Annotated in this window: 10 protein-coding genes; 3 read left to right on the top strand and 7 right to left on the bottom strand. The window is 62.6% G+C overall.

Annotated elements, in window-relative coordinates:
• Position 1: 1 nt before the first annotated feature.
• Positions 2-1,030: a M23 family metallopeptidase gene (locus AAF555_07655; protein ID MEM6911446.1), complete on the top strand. Its 1,029-nt coding sequence runs from the start codon at positions 2-4 to the stop codon at positions 1,028-1,030.
• Here AAF555_07655 and AAF555_07650 read toward each other — a convergent pair.
• The 5 genes from AAF555_07650 to AAF555_07630 all read right to left on the bottom strand — a co-directional run bounded on the left by AAF555_07650 (position 1,014) and on the right by AAF555_07630 (position 8,696).
• Positions 1,014-2,006 carry a c-type cytochrome domain-containing protein gene (locus AAF555_07650; GenBank protein ID MEM6911445.1) on the bottom strand — a complete coding sequence of 331 codons (993 nt, stop codon included), beginning with the start codon at positions 2,004-2,006 and terminating at the stop codon, positions 1,014-1,016. The genes AAF555_07655 and AAF555_07650 overlap by 17 nt on opposite strands.
• Positions 2,007-2,276: 270 nt before the next feature.
• Positions 2,277-4,499, bottom strand: a complete 2,223-nt coding sequence (locus AAF555_07645) for a DUF4955 domain-containing protein (GenBank protein ID MEM6911444.1) — start codon at positions 4,497-4,499, stop codon at positions 2,277-2,279.
• Positions 4,496-5,689: a glycosyl hydrolase gene (locus AAF555_07640; GenBank protein ID MEM6911443.1), complete on the bottom strand. Its 1,194-nt coding sequence runs from the start codon at positions 5,687-5,689 to the stop codon at positions 4,496-4,498. The genes AAF555_07645 and AAF555_07640 overlap by 4 nt, the downstream gene beginning before the upstream one ends.
• 35 nt (positions 5,690-5,724) lie before the next feature.
• Positions 5,725-7,203, bottom strand: coding sequence for a sulfatase (locus AAF555_07635; GenBank protein ID MEM6911442.1), 1,479 nt, complete (start codon positions 7,201-7,203; stop codon positions 5,725-5,727).
• Between the two features lie 47 nt (positions 7,204-7,250).
• On the bottom strand, positions 7,251-8,696 hold the full coding sequence (locus AAF555_07630; GenBank protein MEM6911441.1) for a sulfatase: 1,446 nt from the start codon (positions 8,694-8,696) through the stop codon (positions 7,251-7,253).
• A gap of 194 nt (positions 8,697-8,890) precedes the next feature.
• Between AAF555_07630 and AAF555_07625 the strand changes: the two genes are divergently transcribed.
• The gene (locus tag AAF555_07625; protein MEM6911440.1) at positions 8,891-10,504 is read left to right on the top strand and encodes an L-lactate permease; all 1,614 of its coding nucleotides are present in this window, start codon (positions 8,891-8,893) and stop codon (positions 10,502-10,504) included.
• A 222-nt stretch (positions 10,505-10,726) separates the two neighbouring features.
• The gene (locus AAF555_07620) at positions 10,727-11,701 is read left to right on the top strand and encodes an MBL fold metallo-hydrolase (GenBank protein ID MEM6911439.1); all 975 of its coding nucleotides are present in this window, start codon (positions 10,727-10,729) and stop codon (positions 11,699-11,701) included.
• Here AAF555_07620 and AAF555_07615 read toward each other — a convergent pair.
• Positions 11,680-13,068, bottom strand: a complete 1,389-nt coding sequence (locus AAF555_07615) for a glycoside hydrolase family 71/99-like protein (GenBank protein ID MEM6911438.1) — start codon at positions 13,066-13,068, stop codon at positions 11,680-11,682. The genes AAF555_07620 and AAF555_07615 overlap by 22 nt on opposite strands.
• A 107-nt stretch (positions 13,069-13,175) precedes the next feature.
• Positions 13,176-14,309, bottom strand: coding sequence for a lactonase family protein (locus AAF555_07610; protein ID MEM6911437.1), 1,134 nt, complete (start codon positions 14,307-14,309; stop codon positions 13,176-13,178).
• Positions 14,310-14,456: the final 147 nt, after the last annotated feature.

The following is a 14,456-nucleotide window of genomic DNA, read 5'->3' as shown; positions in this document are numbered from 1 at the left end:
GATGTTTCTGCGGGTCTTTTGCGCGGTGGGGCTGCTGGGGATGGCCTCCGGGCAGCCCCTCGGGCTCCGCTTGCCAACGGAGAACCAGGCGATTTTCAGCCAGGACCCCTCGCGCTTTTACCAATACACCCACCGGAACTTCGAGGGCCGCAGTTGGAACGAATGGCGGGGGGGCCAGTATGGCTTTTCCCGCAACGCCAAGCGAGCGGCCGATGGCAGCATCGTCTACGCGCGCTTTCACGAAGGCCTCGACATCAAGCCGGTGGCGCGCGATGCCAGCGGCGCGCCCCAAGACGTGGTCCGGGCCATCGCCTCCGGCCAGGTCGTGCACACCAATACCGTGAGCGGGCGCAGCAACTACGGGCTCTACGTGGTCCTGGAGCACGACTGGGGACAAGGCCCCTTTTACAGCCTCTACGCCCATCTGCGAACCATCACGGTGAAGCGGGGTCAGCGCGTCCCAGCTGGGAAGGGGCTGGGGCTGATGGGTTGGACGGGGCGGGGCCTCGACCGGACCCGGGCCCACGTCCATCTGGAGCTCAATCTGCGCTACTCGGATGACTTCCAAAAGTGGCACGATGAATATGCCTCCGGCACGAATTACCACGGCAATTACAATGGCCTGAATCTGAGCGGTCTCGACTTGGCGAAGCTTTACTTGGAACATCGCCGGGAGGCCGACCTCGATTTGGTGCGCTTCATTCGACGGGAAATGGAGCCCTACTACCGGGTGGCGGTGCCCAAGAACGGGAAGCTGTCTCTGCTGGCCCGCTACCCATGGCTAGGGGAAGGGCAGAGCGCCCGCTTTGGAAGTCACTCTTCCTGGGAAATCTCCTTCACGGGGGCGGGCTTTCCGGTCAAGATTGAGCCCAGCCAGCGAAAGGTCAGCCAGCCCACTCTCACTTGGGTGGAGTACTCGGCCCATCCCCACAGTTGGAACACGGTCGGCCGCCTGAGCGGGAGCGGCCACCAGGTGGGCCTGACCGAAGGGGGGCTCAGGCACCTCGCCCTGGTCACGGGGGATTTTTGAGGGAGGCGATCGCTTGGTCGACCTCCGCGGTGCTGGCCAACTGGCTCCGGGTGGCGTGCTCGGAGGCGCCTTGCTCCACCCACCATTCCATCACGAGGAGTTCCTCGGCGGTGACCTGGAGCTTGCCATCGGGAGGCATGTGCCACTCGTCCTCCAGCGGAAGATGGATGCGGTAGAGAAACTCGCTCCGCTCCACGTCACCCGGCACCACGGAGGGCCCGAGGTCGCCCCCGCGGACCAGGGCCGCGAAGGTGTCCATCCGGAGGTCCCCTTCCTGTTTTTCCTGGTTGTGGCAGGAGAGGCATTTGGCCTCAAAAATCGGGAAAACCAGCTCGGCAAAGACCACCGGGTCCGCGCTCTCGCTCGGCTCCTTTTCGACCGGCTCTTCCCGCTCGGGCAAAAGCAAGGCCGCCCGCAGCCAAGGGGGGGCGTGGTCGGTGAGAAAGCCCTTGCCGTGGGTGAGGGAGCCCCCGTCGTGGCTGGCCCAGAGCATCACCAGACAAGTGCTCGCGAGCAAGCCGCGGTAGAGCCGTTGGCGGCTGCGGGTCGGGCGCGCTTCCCACCAAAATTTGGCCAGCGCCACCCAGATCGAGAGAATGGCTGTCAGGATGCCGCCCCAAAGATGGCGATCCAGGAGGGCCGTGTCATAGTTCCCTGTCTTGCCCAAGAGCCATCCGAGCCAAGCCGCCAGGCTGGCCGAGACGGCCGCGAAGAGCACGGGCACCAGCCCGGGAATGCTGGCCCCCCGCCACCAGAGACAGGCCTCCCAGAGCGCCAAGAGCAGGAGCGCCCCGATGGGCAGGTGCAGGATGACGGGGTGAAATCGACCGAGAAACCGGACCCATCCCCCGGGATCCGCAGGGCTCTCCAACCCGGCCAAGCCGAGTCCCAGCAAGCCCGCCGAGAGGGCGAGACTGGTCGCGAGCCAAAACTTGTGGCCGCCGCAGCCGGACCAAAGGGAGGGAGGGGAAGACATGGGCCTGAAGAGTCTACGAAGCGGCCACCTGTCTTCGATCTTCTTCTTGAGGGCTGCTTGGTATAATACCAAGCTCCAGAATTCACTGGAAGAATGGAGGGGAGGTGTTGTGGGGAAGAGGCGCTGAAGCGCGGGGAAGGAAGAGCCGGTGTCTTTCGAGCCAGCCCAGCGTTGCTCCTCGGTTACGGTGCCTGCACCGCGCCCTCGTCGCGTCTTGGTCTGGCCCGAAATCCACTCGGCCATTCTACCAGCCAATTCTGCAGCTTGGTATTAGAGCCGGGGTAGATCGGGAACGGTGATCCGGATGGTGTCCTCGCCTTCCTGGTAATCGAGGCGCGCTTCGAGGGCGGCCGCCAGGTTTTCAGCCGATTGGAATTCCTTCCAAGCGAGAGTCTGGCGAGACGCGGCTTTTTTGAGAAAGCCCGTGGGGGCGGGCTGGGCCAGATGGAGGGTGACCCGCGTCAGTCGGCGGGCTTCGTCTCGCTCGAAGGAGATTTCGTTGCCCGAGGAGGTCTGGCGGGGGTCTTCTTTGCGCAAAGTGAACCCTTCAGCGTAGTGGCCCAAACACCAGAGCAGTTGGCGGAGCATGACGAAATCGGTTTCCGCCCGCAGGTCGGCGGCTGGCTCCTCCCCCTTTAGCTGCACGAGATTACCGCCCCGCAAGCCCGAGAGGCCAGCCACCTGCCAGGCCAGGTGGCGCAAGGGGAAGGACTGGACGAAGCGATGGGGGTTGCGGCGATCCTGGCCGCTGCGGAAGAAGGGAATGGGGGCCGCGGCCAGGAAGGCGGTTTTTTGTCGCTTGAGGGTCTCGAGCCAGGCCGGGGTCCGCTGGAGGCGATAGGCCAGTTGCGCTTCGTAGAGCGATTCCGGGGCCACCCGTTGCCCCTGCCCTTCATTGGTCATGGTCATCTCCGGGCTGAGAGGGATGTCTTGCCCGTGGAGCCCGACCACAAAGGGGGCCGCAAAGGAGGGGCGGGGGCCCCAGAGCGAGTTTTCCTTTGGGCGTTTTTCATACTCGGGACTGAAGAAGAAATTCCAGAAGACCATGTCCCGCCCGTGATGGGGGAAGGCATTGCTGGGGCCTCCCGAGTCGAAGAGACCTCCTCCCTCGATCCGGTCCATGAGGGAGGCCACGGAGTATTTCCCGTGGAAGTCGAAGCCCCTCTCCGGATGGAGGCGGCTGCGCCAGAGCACCAGCCCCACGTGGTGATAGCCTGCGCCTAGCGGGTGGAGCAGCCCGTCACTCTCGTCGAAGAAATGCCCGATGAAGGTCCCGGTCGAACGCCCCGCCTTGGGGCCATTGTGGGCCACCGACCCAAAGTGGCGGAGTTGGTAGAGAGAGAGGCGGGCGGAGTGCTCGGCCAGGAGAAGCGCGGTTCCATTGATGGCATGGACGCGGCGCATCCAGAAATCCCGCACCCCGGAGGCGACGACGAAACGCCATCCCGTGTTGTCCATCATGCTGCGGTGGTGAGAAAACTGCCCGACCCAAGCTCCCAGGAAGGTGAGGTCTTCCACGCCGCACTCGCGCAGATGCGCCCCTTTCCGCAGGCGCACGCCCCATTCCGGCTGAAGGCTGGTGAAGAGGCCCGAGCGAAGGGTGACGCGGGTGCCTTCGACCGATTCCACTTCGTGAAATTCCCGGAGGGTGGCCTTCTGGCTGAGGCCCCACTCCGGCTGGGTGGGCAGGCCGTAGATGAGGTAGTCGCGGGCGGAGGGGGCGTCGGTCTCATACTGGATCGCCACAAAGTCCCCGGCCTGAAGCCCGTCCACGTCTTCGAAGATCAACTCTCGAGTAGGACGGAGAGCGGGTGCAGCCAATTTCCCGAAGGAAGGGCCGGAGGTGGGGTCGCCCAAAAAGTGCAGGAAGGGCTCCCCTTCGTTTTGAAGCATGCCGTAGTAGGGGCTGCCATTTTGGGCGGTCCGGTTGGCCTGGCTGGGTCCGTCCCAGTTGTCATGCACGAGGTGGAGGATGGTGCCGGCGGGTCCGACGCCGGAGCCTTTCAAGACGATGTGGGAGTGACGGACCCGGAGTGGTTCGCGGGGAGCGAGTGGGTCGGTGCGGAAGTGAAAGACGCCGGGCGGGAAGAAGACGACGCCGCCCCCGTGGGCGGTGGCCGCGTCGATGGCCGCTTGCACGCCGGCTTGGTCGTCCTGGCCATCGTTGGGCCGGGCCCCAAAGTCGGTGACCGGAAAGCGCCGGTTGACTTCGAAGGCGCCTTCCTCCGGCACGGCTTTTTCGCCCAAGTGGTAGCCGACGTAGGAAAAGTCTGGAATGGGGGTTTCCCGTCCCTCCTGGAGGGCGGAGACAAAATCTCTCCCCAGGTTGCCCGTCAGCCCGAGCGCCCGCCGCTGTTGGTCCAGGAGAACCGCGATGCTTTCGCCCGAGACCAGGCTGCCTCCCGGCCCCAAGAGGAGCCAGCCCACGCAAGCGAGCCAGCGCAGGCGCTTTCCTGGGATGACGGGGGGGCCTCCGTGAAGGGAGCGCTTCAAGGTTGCTCTCTCTGGAACGTGTAGAGGTTCGGCAGGTCCCCTTCAAACGCGGTCCAAGTGTCTTGAGAGAACTTGAGGAAGTCCGGATGGAGGTGTCGGGTGGAGGGCTCGTCCTGGTAGGGGCTCCAGTTGCTGCTGCTGCGCTGGCTGCCATTTCCGAACCAGGTCAGGGCGTAGGCCACTTCGTGGGCCACGGGGTCGTTCTTGAGATTGTCCAGGAACATCCGACTGTAGTGATCGGCGGCTGTCTCTTCGGTGAGGCCGTTTTTGTAGCCGAATTCGGTGATGGCGGCGACTTTGCCGTGTTGGCGCGCGAGGTTCACCACGACCCGCGCGCAGGTCAGCAGGATTTGGGGTCCGTCCTCGTAGGCGTAGCTATCGAAGCCGTAGACATCGATGTAGTCTTGGCCGGGAAATCGACGGAGGAATTTTTCCTCGCTGTCCGGTTTGCTCGGGGAAATCACGAGGATGAGATGGTGAAGGTCCATTTCGTCCCGCAGGAAGTCGATCGTCATCCTCCAGAGTTCGTTGTATTGTTGCGGGGTGCAGGTTTTGGTGCCCCACCAGAACCAGTTGCCGGTGTGTTCGTGGTAGAGCCGCAGGAGAACGGGGATGGGACGGCCGTTTTCATCCCGGAGTCCGCGGATGAATTCTCCGTAGCGGCGGAGGACTTTCATGTAGGCTCGGTGGTCCGGGCTCTCCCGGTCGAGGACTTTGGTGACGGGGTCGCCTTCGTTGCTTTTGTGAGAGTTGTTGTGGGGGACGGCTAGGTCGGGATTCCGGGAGTGCGAGCTGAGGCTGATCAGGATGCCCCGCCGATGGAGTTCGGGCGCGATGGTCTGCCAGAATTCATAGTCCTCGTAAAGATGGAGCCCGAATTCGACCAGGGCGGGGTTTTTGCCGACCAGCGCCAGGCTGTCCGAAGCCAGCTCGAGGGGGTTTTCCTGCCGTTCTTTCTCGCTCGGGGTGTGTTTCCCCCGGCTGAAGGCGCGCATTTGGCCGTAGAGCAGCCGGTGCTTGGCCGCCAGCTTGAGGTTTTGGTAGAGGCGGATGGTTTCCGGCGTGGCCTCGGGGTCAGAGAGAGGCGAGGCCGGGGCCCGAGTTGCCAGAGGTGCCGAGAGGCCCAGGCTGAGGGCCATCCCCAGGGTGGCGAGGGAGCGGGCGTGGGGCAGGCGGGCGAGAGGGTTCATCGGGCTGGTTTCGGCAAAAAAGGGGGGAGGGAGAGTCAGAGGGAGGCGGAGGCGTTGGCCTTGGCGTCCCATTGCCAAAGGAGTTCGGCTAGGCGCTCCCGCTCGTCGGCATACTCGGGGTTGTCCGCCACATTGATGCGCTCTTCGGGGTGTTTTTGGTAGTCGTAGAGTTCGACTGCCAGGACCTTGCTGTCCTCGCTCCAGTCCTTGCGCCACTCGATGTAGCGAAAGCGCTCGTCCCGGACGGCCCGACCCAGAGGCGGGCCGCCCCGCCGCACGATGTGGTAGCCGGGGTAGGTCCAGGCCCGGCTCATGGGGTCGCGCAGGAGGGGGCGCAAGCTGATGCCATCGGTGATTTCCAGAGGCGGCAGTCCGCAGAGGTCCACCAAGGTCGGGAAGAGATCGACCGATTCGACCACCCGCGTGGTGACAGCTCCGCGGGCGAATCCGGGAGCGGAGATGATGAGGGGCGATCCGGCGGTCATTTCCATGTTGGTGCATTTGGTCCAACTGCCGAGGTGACCGAGTTGGAAGCCGTGGTCGCTCCAGAAGACGATGATGGTGTCATCGCGCAGGTCGAGACGATCCAGCTCGGCCAGGAGTTTGCCAATCTGCGCGTCGACGTAGCTGATGCAGGCGGCGTAGGCCTGGCGCAGGCGGTTGGCGGCCGCGCCTTGCGGGGGGTTCTGAAGTCTGAAGCCTTCAGCGTAGCGCCAGAGTTCGTGGTTGGTCCGGATCTGGTAGGAGGCACCCGCTTCGGGGAGGGTCTCGAGAGTGGGGGTGCCGGGGGGATGGTCCGCGTCGTAGAGGTCCCAGTATTTTTTGGGCGCATTGAAGGGGAGGTGGGGTTTTTGGAAGCCGACCACTGCCATGAAGGGTTTTTTGGCCTGGAGAGACTTGCGGATGAAACCGATGGCTTCGCCCACCATGAGCCCATCTCCATAGGCTTCGTCCGGCACGTCGAGCGGGCCCTCGGCGGCTGGGAGCTGGGCTTTGATCCGCCGCATGCCCTGCTTGTCTCCATAGTCGAGGGTTTGGCGAAGTTTGGAGTATTCGGGATCGGCGTAGATGGTCCCATCCGGTCGCTTCCAGGTGAAATCAAAGCGGTCTTGGAGAGCGGGGTCGACCTTGCCCGCGGTGTGCCAGACTTTGCCCAAGGAGGCGGTGGCGTAGCCCGCCTCGCCGAAGGTCCGGCCGAGGGTTTGCACGCCATCGAACGCGACCCACTTGGCGGGCCCGTAGACCTGCTGGGTCCGCTCGGAACGCAAGCTGGTCAGGAGGGCGGCCCGGGAGGGGATGCAGATGGGGTGGGAGACGTAGTGGTGGCGGAAGAGCACTCCTTCGGCCGCCAGGGCGTCGATGTGCGGGGTGACCATGTCGGTGTCGCCGTAGCAGCCGAGTTGGGACCGGAGGTCATCGACCGCGAGAAAGAGGACGTTGGGGCGGTTGGCTGCGGCAGCCGAGCTAAGGCCTAGGCAGCTCAGGGCGAGGAGTAGGGGGAGGTAGGGTTTCATAGGTGGGGTCAGAGTGGGAGGGTGGGCTATGGCAAGAAAGGCTGGGATCATTCCCATGTCCAGAGGAGCTGGGCGAGGCGTTCGCGCTCGCCTTGGTATTCCGGGTTGGCGGCCACATTAACCCGCTCTTCAGGGAATTTCTGAAAATCGTAAAGCTCCACTTCCAGCACCTTGCCTTCCTGGCCCCAGCCTGAGCGCCATTCGATGTAGCGATAACGCGCATCGCGCACGGCATGACCGACTTTTCCGCCACGATTGACGGCGTGGAAGGCCGGTTCGGTCCACTCCCGCGATTGGGGATCTTCGAGTAAGGGCCGGAGCGTGACGCCGTCGGTGATTTCCAATTCGTCGAGCCCGCAGAGGTCGACGAGGGTGGGGAAGAGGTCAACTGATTCGACGATCTTCTTGGTCCGGCTCCCCCGCGCGAAGCCTGGGGCGGAGATGATGAGCGGGGAGCCGGCCGTCATTTCAAAGTTGGTGAGCTTGGTCCAGCTTCCCAGGTGCCCCAGTTGGTAGCCATGGTCAGACCAGAGGACCACGATGGTGTTGTCCGTGAGAGCCAGCCGATCGAGTTCGGCCAGGACTTTGCCCACTTGGGCGTCCACAAAGCTGATGCAGGCGGCGTAGCCGTGGCGGAGATCCCGGGCGGCTTCGCCTGCGGGGGGGTTCTTGAAGGTGAAGCCTTCCTGGTAGCCCCAGAGATCGTGCTTTTTGCGCAATTGGAAGGAGGAGGCGTCTTCGGGCAGGGTCTCCAAGTCGGGCGTCCCGGGGAGATCATTCGGGTCATAGAGGTCCCAGTATTTTTTGGGCGCATTGAAAGGCAGATGGGGTTTGTAGAAGCCCACCATGAGGAGGAAGGGCTTGCCGGAATCGGCTGCTTGGTTCAGGACGGCGATGCTCTCCTGGGCCAGCAGGCCATCGCCGTAGGCTTCATCCGGCAGGTCGAGAGGTTTCTCGGCCGCGGGCAGTTTGCCCTTTTTCTGCTTGGTGTTTTGGTTTTCGCTTTCCCAGATGGCGGACAACTGGGGGTCGCCATAACGTGATGCCAAGGGCCGGGTCCACTCCACATCGAAGCGATCCAAGACCTCTTTTTTGAAGCGCCCGCCCGCCAAGTGCCAGATCTTCCCGAGGGCAGCCGTGAAGTAGCCCGAGTCTCCAAAGGTTCTTCCGATGGTTTGCACCCCGGGCACCTTGGCCCAACCGGAGTTCCCTTGGGTCCGCTCGGCCCGGAGGCTCGTGAGGAGAGCGGCGCGCGAGGCCACGCAGATGGGCTGCGAGACATAGTGTTGCTGAAACAAGACTCCCTTTTCCGCGAGGCGATCGATATGCGGGGTGACCATGCGGGAGTCCCCGTAGCAGCCGAGTTGGTTGCGGAGGTCATCGATGGCGATGAAAAGAACGTTGGGCCGCGCGTCTGGCTGGGCGGAAGCGATCGAAGACAGGGCCAGGCTGACCCAGGCGACCAGCCAGAGAAGAGTGGTGGAGAGGCGCATGGGCTAAGAAAGGGGGAGAAGCGCGGGCGGGTTGGTGGTAGAGGAATCGTTCGAGGGTGCCGGTATCTATCATCTTCCTTGGCCGGGACGCGAGGGCCTGGTGGGCGAGCCACGATGGCTTCGGCTTTCCTGGCGAAGTGAGAGGGGAGATTTAGCGCTCGTTCTCAGAGAGGCCGGGAGTAGAGTGACGCGGCATGGATTTGGTCTTGGCTACCTTCCCGGTCGTTTTGCTGATCTACTTGATGGCAAAACCCTCCGCCATGCCCTCGCAGCGGGCCTTGCCCTTGGTCGCGCTGGTGATGTATCTGGTGCGGCTCCTTTATTTTCGGGACGCCCCGGTGCTGATCCACGCCACGGTCCTGCAAGGCTTGCTCTCGGCCCTCATCCCCATTTCCATCATTGCGGGGGCCATTTTGCTTTTTCGCTCAATGGAAGCCACCGGAGCGATGGGGCGGATTCGGACCTGGCTCAACTCCATCACGACCAATCGGGTGGCGCAGTTGATGATCGTGGGCTGGGCCTTTTCCTTTTTGATCGAGGGCGCGAGCGGCTTTGGCACGCCGGCCGCGTTGGCCGGGCCTATCTTGGTCGGACTCGGGCTGCCGGCTTTCCGAGTGGCGGTCTTTTGCCTGGTGATGAATTCGGTCCCGGTCTCCTTCGGGGCGGTGGGCACGCCGACTTGGTATGGCTTCGCCCCGGTTTTGGAAGCACTCGATCCGAGCGCGAGGGCGGCCCTTTTGCGAGAGGTGGGCATCAAGTCGGTCCTGCTGCATGGCGCGGCGGCCTTGTTCATTCCTTTTTTCGCGGTCGCCACGGCCGTGGGTTGGAAGCGGGCGCGCGCCAACTGGCTTTACATTTATCTGAGCGTGGCCGCCTGCGTGGTTCCCTACATCGCCCTGGGGTTTTTCAGCTACGAGTTCCCCGCTTTGGTGGCGGGGGGAATGGGCTTTCTTCTTTCGATCGCCTTGGCCTCCCGAGGTCTCGGTCTCGATCAGAAAGAAGCTCCAAGAGCCGCCGCTCCGACGCCGGAAGCCGAATCGCCGGTCACAGGCGGGCTGGTGAAAGCCTTTTTTCCCCTCTGGGGCACGGTCTTGCTCCTTCTTCTGACGCGCATCCCGGACCTCGGCCTGAAGCCCCTTTTGACCTCGACGGCCGGCGGCCTCTCCGCGAGCTGGGGTTGGTGGGGGCAGTTCTCGCTTAGCGCTTCTCTGGTGGTCTCTCTGGAGGAGATTTTTGCGACCCCTGTTTCCTGGTCTTATCAGATTCTCTACGTCCCGGCCTTGATCCCCTTTTTCCTGATCTCTTTGGTGACCTTTGCGCTCTACCGCACCTCCGGGAGCACTCTGCGGGGAGCGCTCGGGGAGGTCGGCCAGACGATGGCCAAGCCCACCTTGGCCCTCCTGGGAGCGCTCGTGTATGTGCGCTTGGTCATGATGGGGGGAGAGCGCTCCAGTGCCGAAATCATCGGCAGCTCCCTGGCCGCCGCCACCGGGGAGCAGTGGCCCCTGCTGGCTCCCTTTCTGGGCGCGATCGGTTCCTTCTTCTCCGGCTCGGCTACCATTTCCAATCTCACTTTTGGCAGCATCCAGTATTCGGTGGCGGAGACGCTTCATCTCTCTGCTTCGACCGTCTTGGCGCTCCAATCCGTGGGCGCCTCCATGGGCAATATGGTCTGCATCAACAACATTGTGGCCATTTGCTCCATCCTGGGCATCAGCCAGGAAGAGGGCCGCATTCTTCGGCTGAATATGATTCCGATGTTTCTTTATGGCCTCCTGGTGATCGTGGCCACGCTTCTCTTTTTTTGAACCGCCCTCTTTCTCTCCTACCCAGGCCGGACGGACGGGAAAGGCGGGTAGCCCGGCGGATTTCGGCGACCAGATCCAATGGTGGAGGGGAAGTTTGGAAAAGAGGTGGAGTCAGCAAAAGGAGGTCGCTTCCTCGAAGAGCGGCTTCGCCAGGCGCTGGGTCGGGGCTGCTGGCAGGGCAAATTTCATGGGCTCTCTCGATCTTTGGGTGTAGGGGTCTAGATGACATCGCCCGATCCCTCTGGAGTTTCGCGCCGCCGGTTTGGCGGCCTTTTGTTGGCAACGGCCTCTCTCGGCGCGGTGCCGCGGGCCTCAGGGCAGGCCTCGCAGGCGGTTTCCTCCGCCATCCCTGCGGGGGTTTTGAGCGCGCGTTTTGGCAAGTATCGCCTCACGGCTTTGCTGGATGGCATGCTCTCGATGGGCCGGGACTTCTTTTTGAGCGAGGACGCCCAAATCGATGAACTGCTCGCGGCCAGTGGGATCGACGGACAAGCCATCGCCGCACCCATTTGTTCCTTTCTTCTGCAGTCGGCGGACCAGACCATTCTCATCGACACCGGGATGGGGGCCATCGACGCCTTTGGCCCAGGCTTTGGCCACACTCTGGCCGGCCTTTTGGCGGTCGGCGTCTCGCCCGAGGAGATCGATATGGTGGTCATCACGCACGCGCACCCCGATCACATCGGAGGCCTCTTGACGGCGGAGGGCCAAAAAGTTTTTTCCAAGGCCGAGATCGTTTTGAATGAGACCGAAGCCAAGTTTTGGACGGATGAAGGCCAGATGGCCCAAGCCGACGAGGCGGCCAAGGGCATGTTCCAATTCGCGAGCCAAGCCTTGGCCCTCTATGGCGATCAAGTCACGCAGGTGGCTCCCGGGAAAGAGATTGCTTCTGGCCTCACCCTGCGAGCCGCCCCGGGTCACACTCCTGGGCACAGCGTTTTGAGGATCGATGGCGGGGAGCAGCAGCTCATGATGATCGCGGACCTTTTGCACAATGCCGAGGTCCACACCGCCCTTCCCGAGACAGGCTTTGCCTTCGACACCGACCCGGCCCAGGCAGCCGCCACCCGGAAAGCCTTTTTCGAAGAGTTGGCTGCGGAGAAGACCCTGGTGGCCGGAACCCATCTTCACTTTCCCGGCCTTGGACGGATCTTGCAGGAGGGCTCCGCCTATCGCTATCTGCCCGCTTCTTTGTAAGCCGCCTCTTTCTTTTCGGGATAAAGATGGCCTTCTCTTCGAGGCAGCTCGAGCGGAGCTGGCTTCTTGGAAGCGAGGTAATCCTGCGCTTGGCCGACCAACCAGAGATAATGGTCATCGGGCAAAGGATCGTAGGAGAGGAGGGTGAGGCCTGGAGCGACTGGCGGGTGGGCATCGACCTTGAGGATTTGGGTTCCTTCATCGATTTCATCAAACATGGCTTGGTAGATCATGCGGCAGCCGCCGTTGATGAGGAGTCGGTATTGGGCCCAGAGAAAGTGCCCGCCTTGTCGAGGAATGGCATTGAATTCCTCCCCGGGGTAAAGATTGCCCCAAGAAAAGCCTGGGAAGACCACCGGCAGGTAATCGAGGCCTTCTTGTTGGCACCACGCGAGATCCGGTAGCCAGGAGTGCTGCGCATGTTGTTCAGCTTCTTCGATCGAGCGATAGCGCCCCGGCGTCCAAGGGCTCACTACATCAGCCATGCGAATGAGATCGTGGACTTGGCTGCTGGGGTCCGCGTCCCGGTCGAGAGTCCTCCAGCCAGTGGGCACGCCCAGCATGATGCTGAGATTTCCGTAGTCCGCATCGTCGCGGAAAAAGCGAATGAGGTCCGCCGTCTCCTCAAGGGTGTAATTCCTTTTCCCTTCGTCCGGGTGGAAGCCCACCCCCCAGAGAGCGATGAGCGGCTTGCCCTTGTGCGAGAGATAGGCTTGGTCTTTGGGATCACGGGTAAGCTGCATGTGATCTACCAAGCGCTTCCAATCCTTCTTCACCTCTGCGGTTCCTCCACGGGGCAGACTGCTGAGGTCATACATCACGACGTAGGCTCGGCCGTGGGCGTTGGCGGCCGCCCGGACATTGTCGAGAACCCGGTTGTTGCGCCGCATCCCGCTCGGCCAGCGGACATTGGTGGCAAAGCGCTGGAGGAAAGCCGCCTCGATGCCATATTCCTTCATCCAGCGAAAGTGGGTCATGGCCACATCGGGATGCGCGCTGGAGAAGGCGTAGGCAGGGCTGCCATCCGCCTTCACAAAGCGAGTCCTGGCCAAGGCCTCCGGATCCATTTCTTCGGTGTGGGGCCAGTAGTCAATGGTGAGTCGACTAGGCGAAAAACGTCCCTGGCGGCCATAGTGCACCCAGCCACGGGAATACCCGTCCTCAGGCGTGCCAAACCAACCTTGGTATCCGGTCACCACCTTCCCATGCAGCGTGGAAGTGTCCACGCCCGGCACAGACGGGCCAGAGAAAGGCTTCATCTCGGCAAAGACCTCCTCCCAACCGAGGCGTTCCCGATCCTGCGCGGGGCTCACCTGTAGCCAGGAGAGCAGAATGAGGAGGGGGCCCAGGGTAGGAAAAAACCGCATGAAAGAGTGGGATCGAAGAAGAGACAAACAGCTCGGGAAAGCGCTGACCCTCTACTCATCGGACCAGTCGGAAATCTTTCAGGGAAATGCGGCAAATCCCAGGGTCTTCACTCCTCCTCTCCCCCTTCGGAACTGGGCTCCTTCGCGAAGAGAATGCAGCCAATCGGGGGAGCGGCGTAGCTGCCACGGCGTGGGAACTGGAGCTGACCGGTCTCCGGATCCACCCGGAAAACCGAGAGGGTCCGGGAATGAGCCCCCGCTGCCAGCAGCCACTTGCCGGAGGGATCGAGATTGACGTTTCGGGGCCAAGCTCCTCGGATGGGCTCGACCTCGATGACTTCCAACTCGCCCGAGGCTGGGTCGACGGCATAGACCGTTACGCTATCGTGCCCGCGATTGGCTGAATAGACCCATCGCCCATTCGGGTGCACCACGATTTCGGAAGCGGTCACGAAGTCTTCCTTGGCTTTGTCTGATTCGCTCAGGGCGGCCACCGTGCTGCGTCGGCTGAGGATACCTTGCTGGGCCTGGTAGGCGAAAGTCGTGCAAGTCAGGGCCAGCTCGTTGAGGACGAAAACGAATCGTCCATCGACCGAAAACCGCAAATGCCGTGGACCGCTTCCGGTCCTGAGCGACGAGCGACCGTGAAATCGCAGAAAGGGCGGCTCGTCCAAAACAGCATAAACGAAAACCTCATCCAGGCCTAGGTCCGGGACCAAAGCGAAGCGACCGTCGGGCGAAAAACCTGTCCAGTGAGGATGGGGACCGCTTCGATTGAGCGGCTGCTGCGGGTCCCTCGGCCGGTGGGGCAAGGAAGCCACCTTCTCGCCCAAACCGCCATCCGACCGAAGGGAAAAGACGGCGGTCGTCCCCTCGCCATACTGGGCGGTCATGAGGAAGCTCCCGCTCGGATGGACGGCCAGGTGGCAAGCGCCTTTTTCGTGGAGAGCGAGGTGATGAAGGAGCCGCAGGCGCCCATCGCCTTGTCGCAGGAAAGCCGCCACCCCTTCGACGCCATCCAAGGTCCCCACCGCATAGAGGATTTCGAGCGTGGGATGCCAAGCCAGAAAGCCGGGGGAGAGGATGGCAGCGGCCCGCTCGACCTGCCGCAGTTGGCCGCTCGAGCGATCAAACCGAGCCCTGTAAATCCCATCAGCCGCCGCCCCACCCCAAGTGCCGAAATAAACATCGCCTGCCACCCCGTGCGACAGAGAGAGAAGAACGAGAAGAAAAACTTTCAAAGAACTGAGGGAAACGCTGATTTAATCCCTTCTTGAGTGGGAGGATAGATTGAGAGTGGGAGAAGGGGGTGGTAGAGAAGAGGAATGGAAAAGCAGCTGAGTTTTGCGCAAGCCGAGTATGAAGGGAAGAAGCGTGTAACGCGGAGG

This window comes from Verrucomicrobiota bacterium, assembly GCA_039027815.1.
In the GTDB taxonomy this organism is placed as follows: domain Bacteria; phylum Verrucomicrobiota; class Verrucomicrobiia; order Verrucomicrobiales; family JBCCJK01; genus JBCCJK01.
This window is presented reverse-complemented; position numbering and strand designations above follow the sequence as displayed.

Excerpts from the sequence above, each read along its gene's own strand:
- AAF555_07625 (MEM6911440.1), top strand. The coding sequence starts at position 8,891 with ATGGATTTGGTCTTGGCTACCTTCCCGGTCGTTTTGCTGATCTACTTG.
- AAF555_07630 (MEM6911441.1), bottom strand. The coding sequence starts at position 8,696 with ATGCGCCTCTCCACCACTCTTCTCTGGCTGGTCGCCTGGGTCAGCCTG.
- AAF555_07635 (MEM6911442.1), bottom strand. The coding sequence starts at position 7,203 with ATGAAACCCTACCTCCCCCTACTCCTCGCCCTGAGCTGCCTAGGCCTT.
- AAF555_07640 (MEM6911443.1), bottom strand. The coding sequence starts at position 5,689 with ATGAACCCTCTCGCCCGCCTGCCCCACGCCCGCTCCCTCGCCACCCTG.
- AAF555_07655 (MEM6911446.1), top strand. The coding sequence starts at position 2 with ATGTTTCTGCGGGTCTTTTGCGCGGTGGGGCTGCTGGGGATGGCCTCC.
- AAF555_07615 (MEM6911438.1), bottom strand. The coding sequence starts at position 13,068 with ATGCGGTTTTTTCCTACCCTGGGCCCCCTCCTCATTCTGCTCTCCTGG.
- AAF555_07650 (MEM6911445.1), bottom strand. The coding sequence starts at position 2,006 with ATGTCTTCCCCTCCCTCCCTTTGGTCCGGCTGCGGCGGCCACAAGTTT.
- AAF555_07620 (MEM6911439.1), top strand. The coding sequence starts at position 10,727 with ATGACATCGCCCGATCCCTCTGGAGTTTCGCGCCGCCGGTTTGGCGGC.